The organism is Mycobacterium sp. NGS54 (genome assembly GCF_059812465.1).
The window spans coordinates 307863-334257 of sequence record NZ_JCALCS010000004.1 but is presented as its reverse complement, the minus strand read 5'-3'; the positions used below and the strand labels follow the sequence as shown (position 1 = coordinate 334257).

The 26395-nt window shown below is 67.6% G+C and carries 28 protein-coding genes and 1 pseudogene; 10 read left to right on the top strand and 19 right to left on the bottom strand.

From position 1 onward, the window contains the following. The first annotated feature begins 70 nt into the window (after positions 1-70). Genes AC5Y5E_RS14035 through AC5Y5E_RS14025 form a run of 3 tightly spaced genes read left to right on the top strand, consistent with a single transcriptional unit; the run spans position 71 to position 1816 of the window. Positions 71-1333: a cytochrome P450 gene (locus AC5Y5E_RS14035; RefSeq protein ID WP_499903929.1), complete on the top strand. Its 1263-nt coding sequence runs from the start codon at positions 71-73 to the stop codon at positions 1331-1333. Next, positions 1330-1536 carry a ferredoxin gene (locus AC5Y5E_RS14030; protein WP_499903582.1) on the top strand — a complete coding sequence of 69 codons (207 nt, stop codon included), beginning with the start codon at positions 1330-1332 and terminating at the stop codon, positions 1534-1536. Before AC5Y5E_RS14035 ends, AC5Y5E_RS14030 begins: the two co-directional genes overlap by 4 nt. 43 nt (positions 1537-1579) lie before the next feature. Beyond that, entirely contained in the window at positions 1580-1816 is a 237-nt protein-coding gene (locus tag AC5Y5E_RS14025; RefSeq protein WP_499903928.1) for a DUF1330 domain-containing protein, read from the top strand. Here AC5Y5E_RS14025 and AC5Y5E_RS14020 read toward each other — a convergent pair. The 8 genes from AC5Y5E_RS14020 to AC5Y5E_RS13985 all read right to left on the bottom strand — a co-directional run bounded on the left by AC5Y5E_RS14020 (position 1813) and on the right by AC5Y5E_RS13985 (position 9067). Further along, the gene (locus AC5Y5E_RS14020; RefSeq protein ID WP_324673871.1) at positions 1813-2013 is read right to left on the bottom strand and encodes a ferredoxin; all 201 of its coding nucleotides are present in this window, start codon (positions 2011-2013) and stop codon (positions 1813-1815) included. The genes AC5Y5E_RS14025 and AC5Y5E_RS14020 overlap by 4 nt on opposite strands. A gap of 11 nt (positions 2014-2024) precedes the next feature. Beyond that, positions 2025-3230 carry a cytochrome P450 gene (locus tag AC5Y5E_RS14015; protein ID WP_499903581.1) on the bottom strand — a complete coding sequence of 402 codons (1206 nt, stop codon included), beginning with the start codon at positions 3228-3230 and terminating at the stop codon, positions 2025-2027. Between the two features lie 104 nt (positions 3231-3334). Further along, complete coding sequence (locus AC5Y5E_RS14010; RefSeq protein WP_499903580.1) at positions 3335-4135, bottom strand: NAD(P)-dependent oxidoreductase; 801 nt, start codon at positions 4133-4135, stop codon at positions 3335-3337. Further along, positions 4132-4947 (bottom strand): NAD(P)-dependent oxidoreductase, encoded by an 816-nt coding sequence (locus tag AC5Y5E_RS14005; protein WP_499903579.1) that lies wholly within the window; start codon positions 4945-4947, stop codon positions 4132-4134. Before AC5Y5E_RS14005 ends, AC5Y5E_RS14010 begins: the two co-directional genes overlap by 4 nt. Next, on the bottom strand, positions 4944-5831 hold the full coding sequence (locus AC5Y5E_RS14000) for an alpha/beta hydrolase (RefSeq protein ID WP_499903578.1): 888 nt from the start codon (positions 5829-5831) through the stop codon (positions 4944-4946). The genes AC5Y5E_RS14005 and AC5Y5E_RS14000 overlap by 4 nt, the downstream gene beginning before the upstream one ends. Before the next feature lie 7 nt (positions 5832-5838). Continuing rightward, positions 5839-7470: a thiolase C-terminal domain-containing protein gene (locus tag AC5Y5E_RS13995; protein WP_499903927.1), complete on the bottom strand. Its 1632-nt coding sequence runs from the start codon at positions 7468-7470 to the stop codon at positions 5839-5841. A gap of 11 nt (positions 7471-7481) precedes the next feature. Next, a complete protein-coding gene (locus AC5Y5E_RS13990) occupies positions 7482-7778 on the bottom strand; it encodes a ferredoxin (protein ID WP_499882861.1) in 297 nt (98 codons plus the stop codon). Between the two features lie 8 nt (positions 7779-7786). Continuing rightward, the gene (locus AC5Y5E_RS13985) at positions 7787-9067 is read right to left on the bottom strand and encodes an NADH-ubiquinone oxidoreductase-F iron-sulfur binding region domain-containing protein (RefSeq protein ID WP_499903577.1); all 1281 of its coding nucleotides are present in this window, start codon (positions 9065-9067) and stop codon (positions 7787-7789) included. Positions 9068-9098: 31 nt separating this feature from the next. Between AC5Y5E_RS13985 and AC5Y5E_RS13980 the strand changes: the two genes are divergently transcribed. Further along, positions 9099-9572 carry a hypothetical protein gene (locus AC5Y5E_RS13980; RefSeq protein WP_499903576.1) on the top strand — a complete coding sequence of 158 codons (474 nt, stop codon included), beginning with the start codon at positions 9099-9101 and terminating at the stop codon, positions 9570-9572. A gap of 5 nt (positions 9573-9577) precedes the next feature. On the opposite strand, the gene AC5Y5E_RS13975 is transcribed toward AC5Y5E_RS13980, so the two are convergent. The 4 genes from AC5Y5E_RS13975 to AC5Y5E_RS13960 are packed head-to-tail and all read right to left on the bottom strand — an operon-like array spanning position 9578 to position 13150. Further along, positions 9578-10444 carry an alpha/beta fold hydrolase gene (locus tag AC5Y5E_RS13975; protein WP_499903575.1) on the bottom strand — a complete coding sequence of 289 codons (867 nt, stop codon included), beginning with the start codon at positions 10442-10444 and terminating at the stop codon, positions 9578-9580. 16 nt (positions 10445-10460) lie between these two features. Further along, positions 10461-10874, bottom strand: coding sequence for a Rieske (2Fe-2S) protein (locus tag AC5Y5E_RS13970; RefSeq protein WP_499903574.1), 414 nt, complete (start codon positions 10872-10874; stop codon positions 10461-10463). 1 nt (position 10875) lies between these two features. Then, positions 10876-12021, bottom strand: a complete 1146-nt coding sequence (locus tag AC5Y5E_RS13965; RefSeq protein WP_499903573.1) for an amidohydrolase family protein — start codon at positions 12019-12021, stop codon at positions 10876-10878. A gap of 37 nt (positions 12022-12058) precedes the next feature. Continuing rightward, positions 12059-13150, bottom strand: a complete 1092-nt coding sequence (locus tag AC5Y5E_RS13960) for an amidohydrolase family protein (RefSeq protein WP_499903572.1) — start codon at positions 13148-13150, stop codon at positions 12059-12061. A 266-nt stretch (positions 13151-13416) separates the two neighbouring features. On the opposite strand from AC5Y5E_RS13960, the gene AC5Y5E_RS13955 reads away from it, so the two are divergent. Then, positions 13417-14076 (top strand): hypothetical protein, encoded by a 660-nt coding sequence (locus AC5Y5E_RS13955; protein WP_499903571.1) that lies wholly within the window; start codon positions 13417-13419, stop codon positions 14074-14076. Here AC5Y5E_RS13955 and AC5Y5E_RS13950 read toward each other — a convergent pair. Together AC5Y5E_RS13950 and AC5Y5E_RS13945 are read right to left on the bottom strand one after the other, a co-directional pair. Further along, on the bottom strand, positions 14073-14975 hold the full coding sequence (locus tag AC5Y5E_RS13950; RefSeq protein WP_499903570.1) for an NAD(P)-dependent oxidoreductase: 903 nt from the start codon (positions 14973-14975) through the stop codon (positions 14073-14075). The two genes, AC5Y5E_RS13955 and AC5Y5E_RS13950, sit on opposite strands and share 4 nt — an antisense overlap. A 9-nt stretch (positions 14976-14984) precedes the next feature. Next, positions 14985-15365: a carboxymuconolactone decarboxylase family protein gene (locus AC5Y5E_RS13945; protein WP_499903569.1), complete on the bottom strand. Its 381-nt coding sequence runs from the start codon at positions 15363-15365 to the stop codon at positions 14985-14987. 68 nt (positions 15366-15433) lie between these two features. On the opposite strand from AC5Y5E_RS13945, the gene AC5Y5E_RS13940 reads away from it, so the two are divergent. The 3 genes from AC5Y5E_RS13940 to AC5Y5E_RS13930 all read left to right on the top strand — a co-directional run bounded on the left by AC5Y5E_RS13940 (position 15434) and on the right by AC5Y5E_RS13930 (position 18338). After that, on the top strand, positions 15434-16084 hold the full coding sequence (locus AC5Y5E_RS13940; protein ID WP_499903568.1) for a nitroreductase family protein: 651 nt from the start codon (positions 15434-15436) through the stop codon (positions 16082-16084). A 96-nt stretch (positions 16085-16180) separates the two neighbouring features. Further along, positions 16181-17179: an acyl-CoA dehydrogenase family protein gene (locus AC5Y5E_RS13935; protein ID WP_499903567.1), complete on the top strand. Its 999-nt coding sequence runs from the start codon at positions 16181-16183 to the stop codon at positions 17177-17179. Then, positions 17163-18338, top strand: coding sequence for an acyl-CoA dehydrogenase family protein (locus AC5Y5E_RS13930; protein WP_499903566.1), 1176 nt, complete (start codon positions 17163-17165; stop codon positions 18336-18338). Before AC5Y5E_RS13935 ends, AC5Y5E_RS13930 begins: the two co-directional genes overlap by 17 nt. Before the next feature lie 51 nt (positions 18339-18389). Here the strand turns inward: AC5Y5E_RS13930 and AC5Y5E_RS13925 are convergent. From AC5Y5E_RS13925 to AC5Y5E_RS13905, 5 genes and pseudogenes are all read right to left on the bottom strand, one after another. Further along, positions 18390-19766 (bottom strand): annotated as a pseudogene (locus AC5Y5E_RS13925) (alpha/beta hydrolase); the annotation flags it as partial. 143 nt (positions 19767-19909) lie between these two features. Then, the gene (locus AC5Y5E_RS13920) at positions 19910-21166 is read right to left on the bottom strand and encodes a cytochrome P450 (RefSeq protein ID WP_499903926.1); all 1257 of its coding nucleotides are present in this window, start codon (positions 21164-21166) and stop codon (positions 19910-19912) included. Between the two features lie 134 nt (positions 21167-21300). Next, entirely contained in the window at positions 21301-21501 is a 201-nt protein-coding gene (locus tag AC5Y5E_RS13915) for a ferredoxin (RefSeq protein WP_499903565.1), read from the bottom strand. Between the two features lie 15 nt (positions 21502-21516). Beyond that, complete coding sequence (locus AC5Y5E_RS13910; RefSeq protein WP_499903564.1) at positions 21517-22392, bottom strand: mycofactocin-coupled SDR family oxidoreductase; 876 nt, start codon at positions 22390-22392, stop codon at positions 21517-21519. A 23-nt stretch (positions 22393-22415) separates the two neighbouring features. Beyond that, the gene (locus AC5Y5E_RS13905; protein WP_499903563.1) at positions 22416-23117 is read right to left on the bottom strand and encodes an SDR family NAD(P)-dependent oxidoreductase; all 702 of its coding nucleotides are present in this window, start codon (positions 23115-23117) and stop codon (positions 22416-22418) included. Between the two features lie 281 nt (positions 23118-23398). Here AC5Y5E_RS13905 and AC5Y5E_RS13900 point away from each other — a divergent pair, with 281 nt between their 5' ends. Both AC5Y5E_RS13900 and AC5Y5E_RS13895 read left to right on the top strand, forming a co-directional pair. Continuing rightward, positions 23399-24916, top strand: coding sequence for an aldehyde dehydrogenase family protein (locus tag AC5Y5E_RS13900; protein ID WP_499903562.1), 1518 nt, complete (start codon positions 23399-23401; stop codon positions 24914-24916). After that, positions 24913-26118 (top strand): CaiB/BaiF CoA transferase family protein, encoded by a 1206-nt coding sequence (locus AC5Y5E_RS13895; protein ID WP_499903561.1) that lies wholly within the window; start codon positions 24913-24915, stop codon positions 26116-26118. Before AC5Y5E_RS13900 ends, AC5Y5E_RS13895 begins: the two co-directional genes overlap by 4 nt. Positions 26119-26395 lie beyond the last annotated feature (277 nt).

Sequence of the window (26395 nt, the reverse complement as noted above, 5' to 3'; positions counted from 1 at the left end):
CTCATCTCTGAGAGGCTCATTCTCACTGCTGAGATTCGAACGGAGCAACACGGTGAACGACTTCACCAAGATGGACTTCTTCCGCGGCAAAGAGCTCATCGCGGACCCGTACCCGTACTACGAGGCGCTGCGGCAGCAGTGCCCGGTCACTAGGGAACCCCACCACGGCGTAACCATGGTGACCGGCTGGGAAGAAGCCTGCGCCGTGCTCAACGACGCCGAGACCTGGTCCTCCTGCACGTCGGTGACCGGTCCGTTTCCCGGCTTCCCCGTGCCCCTGGATGGCCTCGGCGACACCGATATCACCGAGCTGATCGAGCAGCACCGCGACGAGCTGCCGTTCAGCGACCAGCTGCCCACGCTGGATCCGCCGACCCACACCAACCACCGCTCGCTGCTGATGCGGCTGATCACCCCGAAGCGCCTCAAGGAGAACGAGGACGCGATGTGGGCGCTCGCCGACCAGGCGCTCGACGATTTCCTGGCACCCGGCCGCGGCGACTGGATCAAGGGCTTCGCCGGCCCGTTCACGCTGCTGGTGATCGCCGACCTACTGGGTGTGCCGATGGAGGACCGCGACAAGTTCGTCAAGGGCATCGCCGAGCATGCGGGTGGCGGCGTCGGGGGCACCGGCAAGGAGTCGCTGGCGCACAGTCCGCTGGAATTCCTTTACGGCCTGTTCTCCGACTACGTCCGCGACCGTCGTCGCGAGCCCCGCGACGACGTACTGACCGGCCTCGCGACCGCCACCTTCCCCGACGGCTCGATTCCCGACGTCGAAGACGTCGCCCGCGTCGCCAGCAACGTCTTCTCGGCGGGCCAGGAGACCACCGTGCGGCTGCTCGGCGCCGCGCTGCAGACAATCGGGGAGCGCCCCGACATCCAGGCGCAGCTGCGCAGGGACCGCAGCCTGATCCCCAACTTCATCGAAGAGTCGCTTCGCCACGAAAGCCCGGTCAAGGGAGACTTCCGGCTGAACCGGGTGCGCGTCAACGTCGGCGGCGTCGACCTGCCGGCGGGCACCACCGTGATGATCGTGCAGGCGGCCGCCAACCGCGATCCGCGCCGGTTCGAGGACCCGACGACATTCGATCCGGCCCGCAAGAACGCCCGCCAGCACATCTCGTTCGGGCGGGGGATCCACAGCTGCCCCGGCGCGCCGCTGGCGCGCGCCGAGACCCGGGTGGCGATCGAGCGGCTGCTCGACCGGACATCCGACATCAGGATCGACGAGAGCCTGCACGGTCCGGCGAATGACCGCCGCTACCAATACGTTCCGACCTACATCCTGCGCGGCCTGACCGAACTGCACCTGGAGTTCACGCCGGCATGAGAGTCTCGGTCGACGACCAGCGCTGTCGCGGTCACGGCGTGTGCGTCACGCTGTGCCCCGAGGTGTTCAACCTGACCGACGACGGTTACGCGGAGTCGATAACATCCGAGGTCCCAACGGAATTCGAGGCCGCCACCCGAGAGGCCATCGACTGCTGCCCCGAGCAGGCGATCAGCGAGACGCAGGGAGATTCCAGTGGCTAAGGGATACGTGATCCTCACTGAGGCCATCAAGGATCCGGAGGGGATGAAGGCCTACGGCAGGGCCGCGGGGGAGGCGATGGGTGGGGTCAACGTTTTGGCGGTGGACACCGCTCCCAAGGTCGTCGAGGGCACCTGGCACGGCGACCAGACCGTCGTGCTGGAATTCGAGTCGGTGGACGCGGCCCGCGCGTGGTACGAGTCCGAGGCCTACCAAAAGGCCGCGAAACTGCGCCAATCGGCGGCCGACTGCAACGCGGTCATCGTCGCCGGGTTCGGCTAGCCTTCCACGATCGAGATCGCCTGCCGGGGGCATTGACGGACGGCCTCGCGCACGTCCGATTCGATCTCCGGGGTGACTTCCTCCTGCAACACGGTCAGCATGTCGTCGTCGCCGAGGTGGAAGACCTCGGGATTGATGCCCATGCAGACGCCGTTGCTTTCGCAAAGCCCCCAGTCGACTTCGATTTTCTTCGTCATTGGGATTCCCCTTACCGAAGGATCTTCACGGGTACATTCTTCCACCCGGCGACATTCTGCATGTGCACCCGTTTGCACCCGGCCCAGTCCACCTCGTAGCGCGGCATGAAGTCGAGCAGCCGCTCCAGCGCGAGCCTGCTTTCCAGGCGGGCCAGCGCCGCACCAAGGCAGCTGTGGATTCCGTATCCGAGACCGAGATGTTGCGCCTCGGTCTGGTCGCGCTCGATGTCGAAGGTGTCGGCCTCGGTGAAGGCCTCCGGGTCGCGGTTCGCGGCTGCGCCGCAAAGGAACACGGGCTTGCCCGCCGGGATCACGCCGCTGCTGACGTGCGCCTCCTTGAGGGTGTAGCGGACGTTGTATTGGACCGGCCCCTCGTAGCGCAGTAGCTCTTCCACCGCTCCGGGAATCTTGCTGCGGTCGTTCTGCAGCTTCTGCCACTGGTCGGGGTGATTGGCGAAGATCACCGCGGCGTTGCCGAGCAGCTTGGTGACGGTCTCGGCGCCCGCGCCGCCCAAAAGGGTCGCGAAGCCGGTGATCTCGATGTCGTCGAGCTTGCGGGGCTGACCGTCCTCGCCGGGGATCTCGGCCGCGATCAGCCGGCTGATCATGTCATCCTGCGGTTCCGCGCGGCGCTCCTGGATGAGGCCGAAGTAGTACATCGCGGTATCGATGTTCGCCTGCATCCCGGCTTCGCTGATCTCGATCTGCCCGGGTTCGTGATGCAGGCTGGTGTCGATCCAGTGGCGCACCTGTTGGCGGTATTCCTCTGGAACGCCGGCCATCCGGGTGATGACTTCCACCGGGAACGGTCCGGAGAAGTCCTGCACGACGTCGAAATTGTCGGGGTCCGCGGCGCCCAGGTACTTCTCGATCACCTCGGTGATGGTTTCGACCTGCGACTGAATGGCCCGCGGGGTGAACGCCTTGTTGAGCAGGCTGCGCATGTGGCGGTGCTCCGGCGGGTCCATGAAGATGATCGACTTCTGCTCGGGGGAGATCCCTTTCCGCACCATCGCCAGGTCGCAGCCGCGCGCCGAGGAATACGTCTCGAAGTCCTTGAATGCGGCGGCGACGTCTTCGTGGCGGGTCAGCGCGTAGAAGTCCTCTTTTTCGTCGTAGTACAGCGGCGCGTCCTCGCGCATCCGTCGATAGATGTCGAACGGATTGTTGAAGAACTCCTCGGAGAACGGATCGAAGACGACCTTGGGCTTGGTCACTGCATGCTCCTCATCGCGGGCTGAACCGTTACAGCGGATTGCCTCACTGTAACGCTAACGGTAGCGGTTTCGTGACGCACCGAAAAGACCAAAACACCACCATGTCAGAACTTCCCGCCGACCTCGACGGCATTGATGACCTGGTCCAGGGCTCCCAGGTCGCCACCCAGTTCCGCGGCGATGCCACGCACCACCGCCACGTCCTTGGCGACGAATTCGCCCGCTACCTCGACGAACGAACCGACGGAGCCCCGGGCGGCGACGATGTCCAGCACCCGGCTGGTGGCGCTGCCGTGGGGCAGGGCAGCCAGCAGCGCCGACTGCGGGACGCCCAGGCTCTCGCCCAGCCGGACGGCCTCCGCGAGCAGCCCGATATGGCCGGCGAACAGCGCGTTGTTGACCAGCTTCACCTTCTGGCCCGCGCCGATCGGCCCGACGTGCAGGACGGGGTCGCCGTAGCAGCCCAGCACCGTTCGCGCCCGGTCCACGGTGTCGGCGACGCCGCCGACGAAGAGGGTCAGCCCGCCGGCGGCGACGTCCTGCGGGCCGCCGCTGACCGGGGCGTCGAGCACCCCGATGTCACCGGCGCGGGCGGCGATGGCCTCGATCGTCTTCGGGCTTGCGGTGGTGTGCACCACCAGCGTGGAACCCGGCCGCATCGTTCGTAGCAGGGCTCCGTCCAGGCAGACCTGGCGCACCTGTTCGTCGGTGAACACGCAGACGACCACGACGTCGGCCCACAAACCGAGCTCGCCCGCGTCGCCCACGGCGTCGGCGCCGAGCCACGCGAGATCGCGGGCCTGTTCGTCCGTGCGCGCCAGCGCCCGGACGTCGTGGCCGGCATCGATGAGCCGGACCACCATGGGGCGCCCCATCCGGCCCGCGCCGATGAAGCCGACCTTCATCGGGGGTGCCCCATCAGGGACAGGGTGGCGTCCGCGGCGTCGAGCACGGCGCCCCCGGCGGCCGCGGCCCGCTCGGCGAGTTCGACGATCAACCGGACGTCCTTCTGCAGCAGCGTCCCCGCCAGCGGGGCCAGCCGGTCCAGGCCGCCGACCCCGCCAAGGGCGTTGAGCGCGAAGCTGTTTGCGCTGCCGCGCGAGACGACTTCGACGAGTCGGTCCGGGGCGACGCCGAGCTCGTTGGCCAGCGACAGGGTGGCGGCCGCCGTGCCGAGGTTGGCGGTGAACAGCAGGTTGTTGAGCAGCTTGGTGGTTTGCCCGGATCCCAGGTCGCCGAGGTGAACGACGGGGTTTGCGTAGGTTTCGAAGACCGGGCGGCAGCGCTCGACGACCTCGGTGTCGCCGCCGACCATCACCAGCAGGCGGCCCTCCGCCGCCGCCCCGCCACCGCCGCTCACCGGCGCGTCGATGGCCGAAACACCATGTATTTCGGCATTTTTCGCGAGCTCGCGGCAGGTGTCCGGATGCACCGTGCTGTGTATCGCGATGACGCTGCCCGGTGTCATCGCCGCCAGCAGCCCGTCCGCGCCGCCGGTGAGTTCCTCGATGTCGGCGTCGCCGACGACGCAGAGGCAGACCAGATCGCTCGCCGCGGCCAGCTCGGCCGGCGTCGCGGCGATCTCGGCCGGGGTGTCGGCGAACGGCTCCAGCGACGCGGGCCGGCGCGCCCACAACGTCGTCGCGTAGCCGCCCTCGACGATCCGGCGCGCCATGGGGCTGCCCTGACTGCCCAGCCCGATGAATCCGACTTTCATCCGGCCTCCAAATCGGATTCTTCTTCGGCCGAACCTGCGGCCACGCATTCCTCGACGAACGCAAGGACTTTCGCGTGATACTCGGGGGCGGTGTGGCCCAGGCTGATGTTGTGCCCGGCTCGCGGTTGTCTATGCACGTTGAACCGCGGTGCCCCGGAGAACAGCGCACTGATCTGGGTCACCGCCGCATCATCGGCCTGCCAGACCTTCTCGTGCTCGGCGATGCTGAAGTGCACCGGCACGCGAACGGCGGGCGCGAGCTCCGGAAAGGTTTGCCGGGCCCAGTCCGACACCATCTGGTCCTCATAGGCCGGTGCCGAGGGGGAAACCGTCGCGCCGCCAAGGACTTCGGGCGGATACAGCTCCGCGGGGCTCCACAGCAGGTCTCGCATGCCGGGCGGGCGGCGTTCACGGGTGGCGGTCTTCAGTATTTCCTTTGCCGCGGGGTGGTAGTGCCGACCGGTGCCGGCCAGTTCGATGCCGAGCAGCTCGGCGCCGCGCGCGTCGGCGGCCATCCGCATCGTCAGCTCGCACCCGCCGGAGTGGCCCCACACGAATACGCCTGCGCCACGCGGTCGTTCGCCGAGGATGCGATCCACCGCCCCGTAGGCGAGGTTGACCCGCTGCTCGCCGGAGGCCATCGCTTCGGGATATGGTGCGGAGCTGCCGTAGCCGGGCCGATCGAGGGCCACCACGGTGAACCCGGCCTCGGCGCCCGTTCGTAACAGCGAATATGACGGGTGGCCAGGGCAGTCGAAATACAGCGCGGTGGTGCCGCCACCGTGGATGGCCACGATCACGGCCTTGGGCTGCTCCGCTTCACAGACGATCGCCGACATGGGCACGCCGTCGACGATCACCAACCGGGGACGCGGCGCGCTCATGCTCGCCTCATTCCGGGGCCCGCAGTAGGAGAACCCCGCTGGGGGTGAGGCCACCGCTGCTGACCACGCCGACGCGGGCGTCGGCGACCTGCCGGTCCCCGGCCTCGCCACGCAGCTGGCTGATCGCCTCGTGCAGCAGGCCCATGCCGTGGGTGCGGCCGTGCGACAGTTGGCCGCCGTGTGTGTTGAGCGGCAGCAGCCCGTCGCGGGCAATGTTCTTGCCCCCGTCGAGGAATTCCTTCGCCTCGCCGATCCCGCAGAATCCCAGCGCTTCGATCCAGGACAGGCAGTTCATGGTGAACCCGTCGTACAGCTCGGCGACGTCGACATCGGTGGGCCGCAGCGAGGTGCGGGTCCACACGTGCGCGGCCTGGCCCAGCACCTGCGGCTCGTGGGTGAGAGTGCTTTGGTCCCAGTCGATTCGCTCGACGATCTGGGTGCCGACCGCCTCCACCAGGACGGGCGGCTTGGCCAGATCGCGGGCGGCGTCGACGGCGGAGACAATGACGGCGATCGCGGCGTCGCACGGCACGTCGCAGTCGTAGAGACCGAACGGTGTGGTGATGGGTCGCGCGTTCAGATAGTCGTCCATTGTCATCGGGGTTCGGTAGATGGCCGTCGGGTTGAGTTCGGCGTTGGCGCGCTGGTTCAGGGCGATCCAGCCCAGCGTCTCTTTCGTGGTGCCGTAACGGTGGAAGTGCCGCTGCGCGTTCATCGCCAGCGTGTGTGCGGCCGAGGTCGCGCCGAATGGCATCTGCCAACCCGACATCCGGCCCATCGAGGGCGCGATCTTGCCCTGCTTCATCAGCTCGCCGTGGGTGGCTTCCCACAGCGTCCGGAAGCACAGCACGTGACGCGCGAGCCCGCATGCGACGGCGAGCATCGCGGCGATCACCGAGCCGCCCGGGCCGAACGTCTCCATGGCGCCGTTGTGCCATGTCGGCCGGATGCCCAGCGCGGCCTCCAACGCGGTGACGCCGCCCTCCCCCATGCCAGCGACCGTCAACGCGCCGGGGTAGGTGGACAGGCCGTCGATGTCGGCATACGTCAGCCCGGCGTCGGCGATGGCCGCCTCGCACGCCTGCACGGTTAAAGCCAGCGGCGGCTGCATCAGCCGCCGCCCGATCGGCGACATGCCGATCCCGGTGAGCGCGACCTTGTCCTCGAACTTCTCCGCCGTCAGCATGGGCCGGACGCGTTCGCCGAAGCGCTCCGGCGCGATCTCGTCGGACGGCAGGGGAGCAGGCTCGGCATCGGGAACCGGCCGGAACAGCGGAAACCACACCTCCTCGACCTGATCGAAGACGACCTCCACCTGTTGACCGAGCTCGAGCCGATCCGGTTCGCACTCAACGATATTGGTTGTCAGCCGCACGCGCGGGTCCTCGGCGATGGCCACCTGGGCGACGACGTACAGGGCCGGCATCCCGGGCAGGCTGAACCGATGATTGACGGTGAACCCGGCGAGCGTCGCCCGGCCGGAGACGGCCCGGACACCGATGTCCCGGGATCGGCAGTAGCGGCAGACCGGCGCCGGCGGATGGATCAGCGAGTCGCAGGTCTTGCATTCCTGCAGCCGCAGCGTACCGTCGGCGCCCGACGTCCAGAAGAACTCGTTGTCCTGCGTGATCAGCGGCAGCGGGCGACCGGTCAACGCGTGAAACCCCACTCAGCTTCGTTCGCCTCGGTCTTGACGTGCGCGGCCGGGTCCTCGTCGGTGCTCGGTTGCGGCGGCACGTCATCCGGCCGGCGTTCGTCCATTTCCATGATGGCGTGCACGGGGCAGTCCATCAGGGCGCGCATGACCGCGTCCCGGTCGGCCTCGGGCACCGTGCCGTCCCCGATCAGGCACGCATAACCCCAGTCGTCGAGCGAAAAATATTCGGGCGCGTGCTTGGCGCAGATGCCGAAGCCGTCGCAGAGGGTGCGGTCCAGATGGATTCTCATGCCCCCGCTCACGCGTAGCTCACCGCCTCCACCTCGTAGGGGCGCCCGGCGCTGAACACGTTGGCGCGGCACGGTTCACAGGCGTTGTCGAGATGCTGCGCCACCGCCTGCGGAAACTGGTCGAGCATGCTGGCGGCCACATTGGTGGCGGCGTCCAGCGTGGCGCAGGCTCCGCGCCCGCGCAGCGTCACCGACCAGTGGCGCAGCCGGTCGAGGTCCTCGGGGGTGGCGGCGCCATCGCGGAGCGCGCCGGCGGCGGCGGCCATCGCGGCGGTGCCGTTGAAGCACGAACCGCATTGGCCGGCGTTTTCGCGATCGAAGTAGGCCAGCACGGACGCGGCGACGGCCACCGGGCAGTCGTCGGCGATCACCGCGATCGCTCCGCAGCCCAGTCCGCTGCCGAGGCCACGGAACGTCTCGTGGTCCAACGTGGTGTCCAGCACGCCGCGGTTGAGCAGCCCGGCGAAGTAGCCGCCCAGCAACGCGCCCTGCACGCGATCCGGCGAAACATTATGCAGGGCAAGCAGATCGGCGAACGGCAGGCCGTGCGGGACCTCGTAGAGGCCCGGTGGCCGGCCGCCGCCGGTCAGGGTCACCAGGAAGGTGCCGGGGGAGGACGGCGTGCCCAGCGAGCGGAATTCGCCGGAGCCGTGCCGCTGCAGGCAGGGCAGGTTGGCCAGGGTCTCCACGTTGCTCACCAGCGTGGGCAGCCCGTCGACACCCTGCTGAAATGGCCGCGGCGGCTTGTCCGTTGGCTTGACCGGCCCGCCGTTGATCGCGCGGGTGACCGCGGTCTCCTCCCCGGCGATGTATCCCGGTGCGACGTTCATCACCTCGATCGCGACGTCGCCGACCGCGTGCTCCGCGAGCGCGGCCTCCACGCTGCGGGCCGACTCCGCGTCCGACAGGTAGACATAGGCGCGGTCGGCGGCCACCATCGCCGCGGCCAGCCGCAGCCCGTCGAGGACCAGATGCGGCCGGTGCCGCAGCAGCCACCGATCCTTGATCGAGGCGGGTTCGCCCTCCTCGCCGTTGGCGACGACGACCGAGCCGCGCGCGGCGCGCCCGTTGTCACGCACCGCGCGCAGCTTCACCGCCATCGGAAAGGCCGCGCCGCCCCGGCCCTGCAGCCCGCTGCGTTCGACTTCGTCCAGCAGGCCGTCGGGGTCGGCGAGCGGACGATAGCCGCCCAGTTCGAGGTAGGCCGCGTGGTTTTCCCTCGTGGGCGCGGGCGGATCGCCCAGCAGCCGTGCCGGACAGCCTGGCCATGAGGTGACGGTGATATCCATCGACTAACTCCCCATCGTTAGTCTGGCGCACATGCGAACCGCGGTAGTGCGCGTCAACGTCGACCCTGCCGGTGTGCTCACGGCCGCACAGCTAGGACAGGGCATGACCGCACTCCTCGAGCTTGCCGGCGAGCGGGGCTTGGAAGTGGTCGAGAACAATCTGTCGGCCATGCCGGCCGGCCGCCGCGAGGTGGAGGTGCTCGTCGCCGGCGACGATGCCGACGCCGTCAAGCACGTCGGAGTTGAGCTGTGCACCAAAGCGTTTGGTACCGCGCCGGTGGCCGGCGTGGTCACGTTCATCAGCCGGGGAACCGACGACGACGCGCACGGCGTGCTGTCCGCGTTCGGGCTCGTCGGCGAGGTCGTCCGGACCCCCGGCGACGAGGGCTTCGACATCGTCTACGTGACCCTGCGCGAGGCCGACCTGGATCGCGTTCCGGAAAGCCGGATCCACACCGCCCTCGAGGCGTCGCTCAACTGCGAGGTTCACATTCGCACCGGGTAAACGCATCACGAGCCCAAGAATTCGAGGATCGCGGGGGCGGCCTGCACCCAGGTGTCGAACATGTTGAAGTGCGACACCCTGCCCGCCGCGCGGTCCTCGGACGCCCGCTCCCAGGCGTCCTCCGGCCAGGGCGGGTCGATCAGCTTGGAGCCCTTGATCAGGCAGCTGACCTCCAGCGACGTCCGTTTGGGGTGATCCATGTCGTTCTCGCCGCCGCGAATGATCAACGTGGGAACCTTGATTCGGTCGAACATCTCGTCCTCGACACCCGGGATGGTCTGGCCGGGCTTGGAGACGAACGCGTTCAGCCAACGCAGCATGACCTTGAGAAACTCGTCGGAGTCGAAGTCGAGGAACCGCTGCTTGTTGGCGGGGTTCTGCTCGATGCGTTCGCGCCATTCCTGCACCTTCACCACGCCGTCCATCCCGGTGCCGCGCACCGCGAGGATGCTCGGGATGATGTAGAACGAGCCCAGCACGAACGTGCCGTAGATGCCGCCGACGATGTTCCACACCACGAGCTTGGTGACCATCTCGGGGTAGAGCATCGTCGTCAGCATGGAATCCCTTGCGCCGCCTGAGCCCCCGGCGAGGATGCAGCGCTCGAAGCCCAGCCCCGTCACCAGCTTGTGCAACGTCTCCGCGCGCATGTGCGACTCGCTCTGCCCGTAGAACTGCACGTCCGAGGCCCCGCAGTTGGGTCGGTCCCACAGCAGCACCCGATAGCCCCCGGCGGCCAGCGCATCGGCCAGCGGGCGCAGGCCCTCGATCTCCTTGCTGAACCGCCCGCCCGGCGTCAAAGCAATGAGATCGCCTGTATCGCCGAGGATTTCGTAGACAACGTTTCCGCCATTCACCTCGATAGTCGACACAGATGCTCCCGTCGCGTCACGCCATCACCAGAACGTCGTTGCCGACGACTCGCACCGGATAGGTGCGGATGCTCCACTCCGGCTTGACCGCGGTGGTTCCGGTCGCCAGCTCGAAACCCCATTGGTGCCAGGGGCAGTAGATGAACTCCAGGTCGCGCACCATGACGGCGTCGCCGGCGGCGGTCTCGTCGACGATGGTGCGTCCGCGGGCGCGTCCCGAGCAAAGCGGACCGCCCTGGTGCGGGCAGTAATTCGCGATGGCGTAGAAGGCGCCGTTGACGTTGTAGACGCCGACGCCGTGCCGCCCTATCGGCACCAGTTTGTGGCTGCCGGGCGGGATTTCGTCCACGGTCGCCACGACGTGCTCGCGGCCCTGCGCGAGGCGGGGCTGGGGCGGCCTGGTGGTTGCCCCTTCTTGCTCAGACGCCAACTCAGTACACCCGGGTCTGGCCCTCGAGGACCGGGACGGTCTCCGGGAGGTGGTACGTCGCGATCCCGTTCTTGAACATCACCGCGTCGCGGGCCGCCTTGGGCAGGTGCTTGACCAACCAGCGGGGGTCGTCGAACGTCCAGTGCGGGTAGTCCGAGGAGAACAGCAGGATCTTGTCGCACTCCATCCACTCCAGGGCGCGGGTCAACTCGGTCTTGTCTTCCGGGTAGTCCAGCGGCTGGGTGGTGAACTTGATGTGCTCCTTGACGTAGTCCGACGGCTTGCGCTTGATGTCTACCCGCGACTTGCGGGCCTCGTAGAGCGCGTCCATCCGCCACATCAGCGGCAGGATCCAGGAAAACGCGTGCTCGACGAACACGATTCGCAGCGTCGGGAACCGGTCGAAGACGCCGTCGAAGATCAGGCTCATCACCTGGTTCGCGGCCAGCAGCGAGTAGGTCACCATGAAATCGTGGTTGTAGCTGGGCAGGCCGACCGGCGGCGTCGGCAGCATCTCGTAGTTGCTGCGCGACAGGTGACAGCTGACCGTGATGTCGTGCTTGGTGGCGGCCTCCCAGATCGGGTTGTACTTCGGATGGCCCCAGGACGGCCGCGGCTCGGCCTTGATCAGGATCTGCGCCATGTACGGGTGACCGGCCCACGTCTCGATCTCACGCGCCGCCCCGTCGGGGTCCTCGATCGCCGCGCAGATCGAACCGCGCCAGCGCTCGTGCCAGTTGTTGTGGCTGTCGAGCCAGTGGTTGGCCTGCCAGTGATTGAGGGCGGTCGAGAACGCCTGGTGCGCCTCGGCCAGGCGCGGCGTGCGCCCACCGGGTTCGAGGATCGCGATGTCCGAGCCGGCCTGCATGATCAGTTGCCGGAACGCCATGTCGGGGTCGCTGCAGGCGAACTCGCCGTCGGGCGGGAAGGTGTCGGCGCGCATCGCGAAGGTGTGCGCGTAGTCCGGAGCGTCGTAGTAGATGAGCTCGCCGACCTTGTGGTCGAGGAAGAACTTGCTGCGCCAGGGCTCGGGGATGTACTGGGTCAGCTCGCCGCGCCGGGGCACCGGGTGGATATCGGAGTCGACGCACCGGACGGCTATGCGCTCGGCGGCGGGAACCCGTTCGTGCAGGTGAGTCAGCGTCATCTCTGTCTCCTCAGTCTCCCTTGTCCTTATTCTGCGACTAGCCGGCTGCCAGGTCGACAGCAATGTCGATCCCGTACAAGTTGGCCGCGTTGCGCCAGCACAGCTTGTCGCGCTGTTCGGCGGACAGCGATGCCGGCAGCCCGCGGATGTCGTTGTTCTGCCAGTGCGGGTAGCTGGAGCCGAACATCACCATGTCTTCCTTGCCGGTGAAGCCGAACCACTCGCCCGCGAAGTCGCTGTCGGGCGGACCGTCGAGGCTGCCCTGCACGAAATACACGTGGCCGGGGATGTAGTCGCTGGGGATTCGCGGCGCCCAGGGCGTCTGTTCCAGGTGCGGCCGGCCGAAGGTGTCCATCCGCCAGATGAATGGCGTGAGGAAGTCCGCGGCGCCGTCTGCCCAGACGAACTTCAGATGCGGCAGGCGCTCGAACACACCCTCGGCGATCATGTTCATCAGGTGATAGAGGTAGTTCAGCGCCATGAAGCTGACGTACTGCTCGTAGGTCAGGGTGTGCCCGGACGGCGTCGGCGGAAAGCCGATGCCCTCGCCCGTTTCGATGTGCACGGCGACCGGTAGACCCGCGTCGGCGGCGGCCTCCCAGAGCGGCCAGAATTGGGGTTTGCCGTACAGCTCGCGGGATTGCAGCGGGACACCGATCTGGACCACCCGCGGGTGGGCGCGCCATTTTTCGATTTCGCGCAGGGCGCCGGCGATGTCGTCGGGATTCACCCGGATCGTGCCGCGGAAGCGTTCGCCGAATGCGGCGGAGTCCAGCCAGCGCGACACCATCATCTCGTTGTGGGCGGCGTGCAGCGCGGTGCCCAGGTGACGGTCGGGCATGATGCCGCGTCCCATCGGGTGCAGGATCGCGATGTCCACGCCGCGCCTCGAAAACAGTTCGTTGGCAACGAATTCCGGATCCGAACCGGGGTACTCGCGGTCGGGCCCCTCGGTGTTCGGCGCGTATTCGCCGCCCGGCGCGCCGTACCAGTCCATCTCGTAGTCGGGGAAACCGCGGCTCTTGAAGGGTTCGCGCAGGAACGAGCGCAGGTCCTTGTTGGACGGGAAGAAGATGTGCACGCTCGCGTCGATCAGCGGCGTGCGGGTTCCGTCAGCGTGTTCGATCACGTAAGCCGTCCCTCGGCTCGGGAAGCCAGAGTGAGCCCGATGAGGGCATCTGATAGATAAACTAACATTCTCGTCGGTCGCCAATCAACGGTGTTTCCGGTAAGCATTTCGGTTAATCATCGGCCCTGGTAGCCATCGGTATTGCGAGCAATCGGGTAAGTAGCGTTCTTGGATAACGATAATAGCATTCTCGCTCTTGTCGGTGGACCCTACCGGCGCACGCCAAACGCGGAAGCGGGCCGCCGGCGGACGGTACGATCCGTCGCGTGGTGAGGGCCGTGCACGCGTCCATGGTGCGCTGGACCGGCCTGCTATTCGTAATCGGAGCGGCGCTGTTCGCGCTCGGCGTCGTGCTCTCGCTGCTGCCCAAATCGCCGCCGCTGCTCTCGGCGCTGACCTATGCGATTGGGGCGGTGTTCTTCACCGCCGCCGCGGCGCTTCAGCTGATCCTCGCTCGCCGGGCGCTGCCGGAGGCCGAGCGGCACTCGCTCCCGTTGCGCGCGCGCACCACCGATTGGCTGGCCGCGGCAATCCAGTTGGTCGGGACGGTGCTGTTCAACATCAACACGGTGGACGCCGCGGTAACCATCGGCGCGCGCCCGGAGCTCATCGACGTCGACGTGTGGGTGCCCGACATCTTCGGTTCCGTCGCGTTCCTGGTCTCCTCGGCCATCGCGATCGTTCCCGAGGTTCGGGCCCGGCGGCACTCCCACGCTGCCAGCGCCTCGCAGCGGATCGCCTTCCTCAACTTCGCGGGGTCCGTGCTGTTTCTCGCCTCGGCCGCGGGCGCGCTGGTGTTGCGCTCGGGAGCCGACGTCAGCCTGGTGTGGGCCAACGTCGGCACCTTCTTCGGCGCCCTGTGCTTCCTCGTGGCGGCCTGGCTTTTCGGCTGGCCGCCCAACGGGATTCACGACCGGACCGGCTAGCGTGACGGCGGTCCCACCGGGCCCACGGTGACGCCGGCGGCCCGCTCGAACGGTTTGATCACCGACGTGAAATCGGAATCCGGGCCTTCCTCGATCGCGGCGGCCTCCCAGAGCCGGCCCACCGTTTCTGCGACGTCGGCCGGTGCGCCGAGCGCTTTCACCTCGTCGAGATACAGTCGCACGTCTTTGACCATCAGCCCGGTGGCGAAGCCGTAGTCGAAGGTGCGCGGGAGGATCGCGCGGGGAAACTTGTCGCGGCTCGCGCTCGTCGCACCCGAACCCGCGTTGAGCACCTCGATCATCACGCCCGGGTCAAGACCGGCCTTCACGCCCATCACGACGACCTCCGCCGTCGCGGCCAAAACGTTGGCCGCCAAGATGTTGTTGGCGAGCTTCATCGTTTGCGCCGAGCCGGGTTTCTCCCCGATGTAGTGCGGAAGACCGATCGCCTCGAGAGCGGTTCGTATGACTTCGAATTCGTCGCGCGGCCCGGAAACCATGAGCGCGAGCGAGCCCCGTTCGGCTCCGCCGACGCCGCCGCTGACCGGGCAGTCGATCGCGACGATGTTCCGCTGCGCCAGCAGATCGTGGACGCGCACGGCCGTTCGGCTACCGACGGTCGAGAAGTCGACATAGCGTTTGATGCGCGAACCCTCGATCACGCCCGCCGCACCGGTGGCCACCTCGACTGACGCGGCCGGCATCGGGAGGCTGGCCATGACCGTCTCGACCCGATCGGCGACCTCTTTCGACGACGACGCGGCGGACGCCCCGGCGGCGACGAGGCGCTCGAGCGCCGCGCCGTCGGTGTCGAAGGCGACGACGTCGTGGCCTTGCTGGATCAGGCGATGCGCCATGGGGAAACCCATGTTCCCCAGCCCGATGAACCCGACCTCCATCGCGAACCCCTAGGCCTCATCCACTTCGCCGAACGCCTCTCGTGCGATGCGAAAGCTGTCGACGGCGGCCGGCACGCCGGCGTAGATGGCGACCTGCAGAAAGATCTCGCGAATTTCGTCGCGCGTCACGCCGTTGGTCAGCGCCGCCTTGACATGCGTCCGTAATTCGTTGGGGCGGTTCAGGACCGAAATCATGGCCAGGTTGAGCATGCTGCGGGTCTTGAGGGCCAGTCCGTCGCGTCCCCAGATTGCGCCCCAGCAATACTCGGTGATGAGGTCTTGCAGTGGCCTGGTGAAGTCATCCGCGCCGGCCAACGCTTGGTTGACGTAGGCCTCGCCGAGCACGGCGGAGCGGATCTCGAGGCCCCGCTGGTACGTTTCGCCATCCACTGGTCTTCTCCTTAACGCGACGTGCTCCTGATAGACCTTGTGTAGCAGCCCAGCCCCGAGGAGACGCAATGACGGGTGCAAGCAACGACGTCTGGGAAGTCATGGCGACCGCCCGGACGATCCGGCGATTCACGGATGAGCCGGTCGACGATGCGACCCTGACGCGCTGCCTCGAGGCGGCGAGGTGGGCTCCGTCGGGCGCCAACGCGCAGGGCTGGCGGTTCGTCGTGCTGCGCTCGCCCGAGCAGCGGGCCGTGGTGGCCAGGGCGGCCGCCCACGCCCTGGAAGTGATCGAACCCGTCTACGGGATGAGCCGGCCCGCCGACGACGACACCAGCCGCCGTGCCCGCACGTACCGCGCCACGTACGAGTTGCACGATCGCGCGGGCGAATTCACGTCGGTCTTATTCGCGCAGCAGCGCTACCCGACCGCGTCCGAGCTGTTGCTGGGCGGCTCGATCTTCCCCGCCATGCAGAACTTCCTGCTGGCCGCGCGCGCCCAAGGTTTGGGGGCGTGCCTCACCAGCTGGGCTTCGTACGGTGGCGAGCGGCCGCTCCGCGAAGCCATCGGCATACCCGAGGACTGGTTGGTTGCCGGCCACGTCGTGGTCGGGTGGCCCAAGGGCAAGCACGGGACGCTGCGCCGTCGCCCGCTTTCGGAGTTCGTCAATCTCGACCGCTGGGACGAGCCGGCCGACCAGCTGCTGGGCGTCCTCTAGGGCGTTCGGACACCTCGTAGCCGCTTTCCGAGATTATTACTTCCGAGATAGAGAATGCTATTCTCGCGAAAGCGGTGACGACAGGAGGCGGCCCGGATGCTGTTGGAGTTCGATGCTGATCAGCGGCTGTGGCAGCAGACCGTCCGCGACGCCGTCGCCAAGCAGTGCCCGCCGTCGCTGGTGCGCAGCGTGGCCGAGGACGGCGTCGACCCGAGCCCGCTCTGGAAGTCCTACGTGGACCAGGGCTGGACGGAGCTGAACGACTCCGAGAGCACGGTGGAACTGGCCATCGTGCTCGAGGAGCTGGGGCGCGCGACCGATCCCACCCCGTTTCTCGCCACGATGAGCCAATTCGCACCGCTGGTCGCGGATCGGTTCGACCCGCACGAGGCCGGAACCGCCGTGTACGGCGGCGTGTGGGCGCACCGCGACGCTGACGGGTGGGTGCTGGACGGCACCGCACGTCACGTCCTCGACGGCGATCGCGTCGACCGGTTGGCGGTGGTGACCGACGCCGGGGTGTTCGTCGTCGCGGCCAACCAGGTGTCCGCCCGTCGCTCGGCGGTGTTCGACCCGGTCCTGCACGTCGCCGACCTGTCGTTCGGCGAAGTCCGGGTGCCCGACAGCGCCCGGCTGGCCATCGACGCGGAACGCGCCGAGCACGTCGCGCTGACGGGCATGGCGATCACCATGGTGGGCGCGTGCCAACGCATCCTCGACCTCGTCCTCGACCACGTCCGCGGCCGGCGGCAATTCGGTGTGCCGATCGGCTCGTTCCAGGCCGTCCAGCACAAGGCGGCCGACATGCACATCGCGGTGGAACGCGCACGGGCGCTGGCCTACTTCGCCGCGCTGACCATCGCCGCCGACGACCCCCGGCGCCGGCTGGCGGCCGCGATGGCCAAGGCCTCGGCGGGGGAATGCCAGTCGCTCGTATTCCGGCACGGCTTACAGCTTTTCGGGGCGATGGGCTTCACCTGGGAGAACGACCTGCAGTTCGCGCTGAAGCGGGCCAAGGCGGGTGAGCTGATGCTCGGCGGCGCCGCGCAACACCGCGCGCGGATCGCAGAGGAATACCGTGCAGCTGACTTTTGATCCCGACGTCGAGGCGTTCCGGGCGGAATTTGCGGCGTTTCTCGACGAAAACCTGCCCGACGCAGCCGAAACGCTCGAGCGCCCGCGCTCGGTGTCGCACATGCCGCAGTGGGCGCGCCGTTGGCAGCGGCTGCTTTTCGACAACGGCTGGCTGCTGCCGAGCCAGCCACCGGAATTCGGCGGTCGCAACGCGACGGTCATTCAGCAGTTCGTCTACCTGGAGGAACTCAGCCGTCGCCGGATCTATCACAGTTTCAACCCGCAGGGCGTGAATATCGTTGGGGCGTCGCTGTTGTCGTTCGGCAACGACGAGCAGAAGCGGCGCTGGGCGGTGCCGATCCTGCGCGCGGAGATCACCGCCTCGCTGGGGATGAGCGAACCCAGCGCGGGCTCCGACCTGGCGTCGTTGCGCACCCGCGCGGTGCTCGACGGCGATCATTTCGTGGTCAACGGGCAGAAGGTGTGGACGTCCGGGGCCCACGACGCCGACGTCTTGCTGACGTTCGTGCGCACCAATCCAGATGCGTCCAAGCACAAGGGAATCAGCGTGCTGATCATCCCCACCGACACCCCGGGCCTGGTGCGCCGGCCGTTCCCGTCGATCTGCGGAGCCGACGATCTGGATTTCAACGAGGTGTTCTTCACCGACGTGCGGGTGCCGGCGGAGAACCTGGTCGGTGAGCTCGACGGGGGCTGGCGGGTGGCCAACGGGTCGCTGGGGCACGAACGCACGATGATGTGGCTGGGTTTCGCCGACCGGCTCGACAACATGATCGACGACTTTCGCCCCAGCACCGAAGTCGAGCGCGACCAGTACGCCAGCACGATCATGGACAAGCAGGCACTGCGCTTGTTGGGTTCGGTTGCGCTGGCGCGCGCTTCGCGCGGCGAAGACGACGTGGCCGCGATCTCGGTGCTCAAGCTGCTCGGGTCCGAGGCGGAGCTGCGCGGCATGGAGCTCGCGTTGACGTCCGCGGGATCCGACGGGCTGATCCATCCCGGGCAGACCGGCCCGTACGCGCACATGAACCTGGACCACTATTTCGCCAGCTGGTTCGAGCGTTATGCCCGAAGCTTTTCCGGCACCATCGCTGGGGGCACCTCGGAGATCCAGCGCAACATCATCGCGCAGCGAGTGCTCGGCCTGCCCCGCGGCTAGGGTATGTCCGCCGAACGTGCGGCGGGCCTCACGCTGGCCGGGCGTCGGGTGCGCCGTGCCGGGCAACGGAATCCGGGGCACGTCCGGAGTCCCCAGCCGGCCGGCCAGCCATGGCAACGCGGTGGCGAAGACGGTGCCGGCGGTCGGCCAGTCGTGCCGCCCCGGCTGGGCGACCACGGCGCAGTCGATCCCATTCGCCCGGCCGAGGGCACACAGGGACGCCGCGGCCGCGGCCTGGTTACCCGGATCGGTCGAGGCAACGCGGCCGGCGACGGCCATCGCGGTGCTGTCGACAACGGTGATGCCTCGATGCGGCGCCGGAGCCCCGCCCGACGTGATCGCGAACCACCCGGACACCCCGTTGTAGCGGCCGTGGCGGCCGATCACCGTGGTCGGGTCGAATGCCGCCCACGCGTCGGCATTTCCGCCGAATAACCTGGCGATGGTCTGCGCCTTGCTTCCCGTGTTGGGGGTCAGGTCGCCCTCGATGTCGACGAAGGTGCTGAACAGCGTGGGGTGCATGACGGTCAGATCCACCGCACAGGTCCCGCCCATCGAGAAGCCCACGACGCCCCAGCGCGACGGGTCGGGGCTGACCCCGAAATTCGCGACCATGTACGGCACGACGTCTTTGGTGAGGTGGTCGGCCGCGTTGCCGCGGCTTCCGTTGACGCATTCGGTGTCGTTGTCGAACGCGCCGCCCGGGTCGACGAACACCAGCACCGGCGCGTTGCCGTCGTGCGCGGCCGCGAAGGCGTCGATGGTGTCCACCGCGTTGCCGGCGCGCACCCAGTCGGCGGGGGTGTTGATCATGCCGCCGATCATCATCACCGTCGGCAGCTGCGGCGGCGGAGAGCTCGCGAACCATGCCGGCGGCAGGTACACGAGTTCCTCGCGGTGCTTGAAGTGCGAAGCGTCGGAGGGGATCTGCACTGGCACCACGCGACCGCGGGACGGCTTGGTGCCCTTCGCCGCCATCGCGGTGACGGTGGCCTTGTCGGTCTGGCCGGGCAGCGGAGCCGAGGTGAACTGATCCCACGCGCTCTGCACCGTCTGCACATACCCGACCCACTGGTTGAGCACGAGCAGCGAGCAGAGCGCACAAAGCGGCAGGCACACGAGCGATACGACACGCCGCCACCAGCGCGCACCGCGCCAGCCCAGGATCAGGACGGCCGCGGCCGTCCCGGCAAGCGCGATCCACACATACAGCGCGCCCGGCGCCGGGTCGGTCGCGACACCGCCGATGTACCAGTACGCCCCGGCGCCGGCCACGCCGCCCACGACGGCGGCCAGCGGCAGCCACAGCACGACCCAACGGCGCGATCGCCGCCCGACGGCCAGCCCCAGCGCGATCGCGGTGGCGGCGTCGACCGTGATCGGCACCCAGCCGTGCATCAACGAGATGTGGTTACTCAGGAGCTGCATCGTTATTCCTCCTCCCGGCGGCCAGTGATCGGCGCTGTGAGAGAAGGATCAAATGTCGGCCTCTACGAAGCCTCTACGAATTCTTGGAGCCGCGGCCCCAACGCTGGGAGTCTGCCCGCGAGAGGGAACGGCGTCAGGCCCACCTAGTCGATGACGGCGGCGTCCTTGCGCTCGGTGATCGGCCGGGCCAGCTCTTGCTCGTCGCAGACGCGTTGCAGTTTTTCCAGCGTCTCGTCCAGGCCGGCGCCGACCCTGCTGCCGGGGGTGAAGGTCGCCGGCAGTTTCCGCATCCCCTGGATGACGCCGATGGTCTCGTAGTGGACGGTTCCCTCGGGGTCGCACGCGTAGTCGGGCATCCGGTCGAGCACCGCGGTCAACATGGACTTGAACACCGTGCGCGCCACGTTCGATCCGGCGCAGCGGTGCACGCCCAGCCCAAAGCTGAAGTGCCGGTTGCCTTTGCGATCGAGGATGATCTGGTCCGGGTCCTGGAACACCGAGGGGTCGCGGTTGGCCATGGCCCACGAAATCCAAAGCCGCTCGCCCTCTTTGAAGGTGGTGCCGTCGAGCTCGACGTCGTCGGAGAAGGTCCGGCCGTCGCCGGGGGCGGGGGTGAAGTACCGCAAGAACTCTTCGGTCGCGGCATCGAGCAACGTGTCGCGTTGCTTGCTGAGCAGCTCGCGCTGCTCGGGATTCTGCGAAAGCCATTCCAGCGAATGGGCGGTCAGCGCCGTGGTGGTGTCGAAGCCGCCACCGATGATCAGCCCGAGATTGCCGATGATCTCCAGATCCGGCGCGGGCTCACCGTCGATCCGCATTTCGAGCAGGGCATTGACCAGGCCGGGCCGCGGATTCTCCCGAATCTCGATCATGTTGTTGATCAGGTCGATCCCCATCTGCCGGTGCATCTCGGTGACCCGTTGGATGTCCGGGGAATGCTCCGGGGTGTACACCGCGGCGTGGGTCGGCTCGCTGTACATCCGCCAGTTCCTCAGCGGGATGCCCATCATCGCCAGCGTCAGCACCGCCGGCACGATGTTCGCCAGGTCGTCGACGAAGTCGATGCGGCCTTCCTCGATCTTGTCGTCGAGGCAGGCGCGCGTCACGTCGTCGATGAACGGCTCCCAGCGTTTGACCGCGGCCGGCGACAGGTAGGGATTCAGCACGGCCCGGTAGGTTTTGTGCTCGGGGTTGTCCATCTCGAGGATGCCGCCCCGGATGCCGTTGATGCGGCTGGCCGTTGGGATCGAAATGCCTTTGTAGCCACGGCGTTCGTTGTTCACGTCGTGATCGTTGGAGACCGCCGGGCAGCGAGCGAGCTCGAAGACCTCGTGGCTGCCGGCCGCCACCCAGTGCCCGCCGTAGGTGTCGCTCCAGGCCATCGGGCACCGGGCGTGCATCTCCTCGGTGACGTCCTTGAACCGCGCCCGGTAATCCGCGGAGTGCCGATCGAAGTGATACCGGTTCCGCTTACGGTCGCTGTCGCTGACTTTGTCATCAACGCTGTCGTCGACGCTCAAGACACTGTCTCCCTTTACGTTTCATCCGTGAGGACGATGGCCTGCTCGGGGCAGGAGTGGGCGGCTTCGCGGACCTGGTCCTCCTTGTCGGCCGGCACCACCTCGTCGATCGCCGACGAACTGCCGTCGATGTCGCTGAGCTGGAACGAATCCGGCGCGATCATCGCGCAAAGGGTGTGGCCCTGGCAGCGTTCCGGATCAACCCAGACCTTCACGGTGTCTCCTTGGGCTCAATTGTCGTAGTCATACCACTTGAGGTAGCCGCCGGCATCGACGCGCAATTGCACGCCGGTGACGTAGCGGGCCTCGTCGGAGGCCAACCACAGGACGGCGTTGCTGATGTCCTCGGGTTCGACGTAGGGAATGTTCATCGCCTGCTGCACGCCGAAGACCGGCTCGGCGTCGGCGCGGGTCGGGTGTTCGAGGTCCGGCCGGAACGAGCGGTACATCGGCTCGCTCTGCAGCATCGGGGTGTTGGTGTTGGTCGGATGGATCACGTTGGCGCGAATCCCCAACGGCGCCAGCTCGGTTGCCAGGTCGTGGACGTAATGCGACAGCGCCCGCTTGGAGTGGATGTAGGCCATGCCGCCCGGGTCGGTGCCGGGGTTGTCCTTCTTGGCCGTGTCCATCAGCGCGGCGGTGGATCCGGTGGCCACGATCGAGGCGCCCTGGCCCAGATGCGGCAGCGCGACCTGGATGGCGTTGATGGTGCCGATCAGATTGGTGTTGATGACGTCGCACCACGCCTGCAGGGGCGGCCGGCCCTTCATGCCGGCGACGCCGGCCTGCGCCACCACGATGTCGAGCCGGCCGAACTCGGCAACGCCGCGCTCCAGGGCCGCGCTCAGTTGCCCGGCATCGCGCACGTCGGCCTGCGCGATCACGGCGCCCTGGCCGGTCTTCTCGATGAGCCGGGCGGTCTCCTCGAGGTCCTCGGGCGCCGCCATGGGGTAGCCGATGGTGTCGACGTCACGGCACAGGTCGACGGCGATGATGTCGGCGCCCTCCTTGGCCAGCCGCACCGCATGACTGCGGCCCTGCCCGCGCGCCGCGCCGGTGACGAAGGCGACCTTTCCCGCAACGCGCCCTGGTGCGCCGTCTCCCACACTCTCTCCTTTTGTGTCGATGCTCAGGTGTTCCGGCCGCCGTTGACGCCCAAGATCTGACCGGTGATGTAGCCGGCCTCCTCGGAGATCAGGAAGGCACACGCCGCGGCGATGTCTTCCGGCCTGCCCATCCGGCGCACCGGGGTCCGGGCGATGGTCGCCTCGATGTCGCCGAGGTGTCCCTTTTGTTCCGCGGCGCGCAGCATCGGGGTGTCGATAAACCCCGGCGGCACGGCGTTCACGGTGATGCCGTTGGGCCCGTACTCGAGTGCCAGCGACTTGGTGAGGCCGTTGACCGCCGACTTGGCCGCCACGTAGTGGCTCATGTAGGGCGCCCCGGAATGGGTGCTCGACGACGAGATGTTGACGATCCGTCCCCACCCGGCCTCGACCATGTCGGGCAGCACCGCCTGGGTCACGTGGAAGACGCCGTTGAGGTTGACGTCGACCACCCGCCGCCACTCCTCGAAGGTGATGTTGGCGAAGCGCTTGAAGGCGTCCAGGCCAGCGGCGTTGACCAGGACCGTCACCGGCCCCAGCTGGGCGCGGATGTCCGCCAGCGCGGCATCCACCTGCGGCCGGTCGGTGACGTCGGCGGTGAAGGCGAAATCGGCTTCCGACGGCCGCAGGTCAATCGTGGCGACATCGAGACCGTCGGCGCGCAGGCGTTGCGCGACCGCTTGACCGATGCCGGACCCGCCACCGGTGACCACCGCGGTCTTCACGTCGAGACCTCGTCTCCAAACGCGGGCGTCTCAGTCACAAAGAATCTCCCTTACAATTATGAGAACCTTACTCTCGCAGCGAAGCGGCGTGCAACATGATCGCGAAACCCCGCACGGCCTGCGCCGAGAGGCCCGCCACCGCGACACATGCGCAATAACGCCGCTGGTCGGCGGCCCGGTCTCATTCCTGAGACTTTCTTGAATTATCGAGACCCGAATGTAAGATTCGCCGGGGAAGAGAATGAAATTTTCGTGACCGCCACCACATGATGGAGTAGGGGATGCCAGTGCAGGACACGGCAGAGACCACCGCGACGACGATCGCGGATGCCGCGCCCGAGTCACAGGTCGACCGCCGACTGCTGATTGACGGCCGGCTCGTCACCGCCGACAAGACGTTCCCCTCGATCAACCCCGCCACCGGTGCCGTCATCGGGCACGCGCCGGATGCCGGCGTCGAGCAGGCCGACGCGGCGATCGCGGCGGCCCGGCACGCGTTCGACACGACCAGCTGGTCGACCGACGTCGAGTTGCGGATCCGCTGCCTCGACCAGTTGCATGCGGCGCTGGTCGAGCACGCCGACGAGCTGCGCGAGCTGACCATCGCCGAGGTCGGCGCGACCCGGGCGCTCACCCACGGCGCCCAGCTCGACGACCCGATCAAGATCGTGCGCTTCTACGCCGACCTGCTGCGCACCTACCAGTTCTCCGAAGACCTCGGCGAGATCGAATCGCGGGGCATGCTTCATCACCGCTGGGTGGAGAAGGAAGCCGCCGGGGTGGTGGCGGCCATCATCGCCTACAACTATCCGAACCAGCTCGCGCTCGCCAAGCTGGCCCCGGCGCTGGCCGCCGGATGCACCGTGGTGCTCAAGGGGGCGCCGGACACCCCGCTCGTCACGCTGGCGCTCGGCGAGTTGATCGCCAACCACACCGACATCCCGGCCGGCGTGGTGAACGTCCTTACTTCGTCGGACGCGGCCGTCGGGGTCGCGCTGACCACCAGCCCCGACGTCGACGTCGTCACCTTCACCGGATCCACCCCGGTCGGGCGCAAGATCATGGCCGCCGCGAGCGAGACCGTCAAACGCGTCTTTTTGGAGCTGGGCGGCAAGTCGGCCGTGATAATGCTCGACGACGCCGACTTCGCGAACGCGAGCTTGTTCGCGGCGTTCAGCATGGTCACCCACGCCGGGCAGGGCTGCGCGCTCACGTCCCGGCTGTTGGTGCCCAAGTCGCACCACGACGAGATCGTCGAGCTGATCGCCCAGAACTTCGCCAAGGTGCGCCACGGCGACCCCGCCGATCCGAAGACGCTCATGGGCCCGCTCATCAACGAGCGCCAGCGCGACAAGGTCGACGGCATGGTCCAGCGGGCCGTCGCCGCGGGCGCGACCCTGGTCACCGGCGGCAAACGGTTGGACCCCGGCTACTTCTATGCGCCCACGCTGCTCACCAACGTCGACCCCGACAGCGAGATCGCCCAGGACGAGGTCTTCGGGCCGGTGCTGGTGGTCATCGCATTCGACGACGACGACGACGCGGTGCGCATCGCCAACAACTCGGTCTACGGACTGGCCGGCGCCGTCTTCAGCCGCGACCAGGACCGCGCGCTGGCGGTGGCGCGCCGGATCCGCACCGGATCGTTCTCCATCAACGGCGGCAACTACTTCGCCGCCGACAGCCCGTTCGGGGGCTTCAAGCAGTCCGGTGTCGGCCGCGAGATGGGGGTCGCCGGGATGGAGGAGTTCTTGGAGGGCAAGACTTTTGCGGTTCCCGTTGTGGGGACGCCCGCATGAGGCCGCTGGAGGGCATCCGCGTCCTGGAGGTCGCCATGTACGGGTTCGTCCCGTCGGCGGGCGCCGTGCTCGCCGAGTGGGGCGCCGACGTGGTCAAGGTCGAGCACGCCGTGACGGGCGACCCGCAACGCGGGCTCAGGCAGACCGGCATGCTGCGCGTCGAGGGCGACCCGAACCCCAACATCGAACACGCCAACCGTGGCAAGCGCAGCATCGGACTCGACATGTCGGTGCCCGAGGGCAAAGAGGTGCTCTACGAGCTGGCCCGCCGGGCCGATGTGTTCTTGACCAGTTTTCTTCCCGCTCACCGGAAGAAGTTCGGCATCGACGTCGAGGACATTCGTACGGTCAACCCGAAAATCGTCTACGCCCGCGGGAGCGCACTCGGTCCGCGCGGCCCCGAGTCAGAAAAGGGCGGCTACGACATGACCGCGTTCTGGTGCAGGGCCGGAACCGCCGCGACCATCACCCCAGCGGGAATGCCCGGCATGATCGCGCCCCCCGGGCCGGCATACGGCGACACCATCTCCGGCACCAACCTCGCCGGCGGCATCGCGGCGGCGCTGCTCAAACGCGAACGCACCGGCGAACCGTCGGTCGTCGACGTGTCGCTGCTGGGCAGTGGCTTCTGGGCGATGGGGCACACGGTCGCGCTGACGAAGCATCTCGGACAGCGGATGGAAGCGCCGCCGCCCGGTGTGCACGGCGCGCCGAACAATCCGTTGGTGGGGCTCTACACCACCTCCGACGGCCGCTACATCTCCTTCGTCATGATGCAGCCCACCAAGTTCTGGGCCGACGTTTGCCGGCACGTCGAGCTGCCGGAGCTGGCCGACGATCCCCGATTCGCCACCGTCGAGAAGATCGCCGCCAACACCCCGGATGCCGTCGAGATCTTGACCAAGGTGATCGCAACCCGCACTCTTGCCGAGTGGAGCGAACGCTTTGCCACGCTTGCCGGTCCATGGGCGCCCGTGCAGGACACCTTGCAGGCGGTCGACGACGCCCAAATCCGGGCCAACGAGTACCTGGTTCGCGCAGGCGAACTCGACCTGGTCGCCAACCCGGTCCAGTTCGATGTCACGGCGCCGCACACCGGCCCGGCGCCGGGATTCGCCGAGCAGACCGAAGAAATCCTGATGGAAATCGGACTCGATTGGGACCGCATCATCGAACTCAAGACGGCCGGCGCCGTCACTTGAGTGCTACAGGAACCGGAGCTGTGGGAAATGTTTGAGGCGAACGCCGCTTTTCATCCGATGAGCTGTCCGATAACGGTTTTGGATTTTCCATTCCCACTGGACACCGCATGAGTCATAATCGCCGGACGCTTCAAGACACGGGCCCCTCGTTTTGGAGCGCCAACTCACGCGACAGAACGGAGGAGTGGCGTGAGGGTGGTAGTGGCTGTCGCGCCGGAGCGAATGCCGGAATACGGCTGTCCGCTACACATTTCGACTGTCGAAGCTCGCGTTTGTG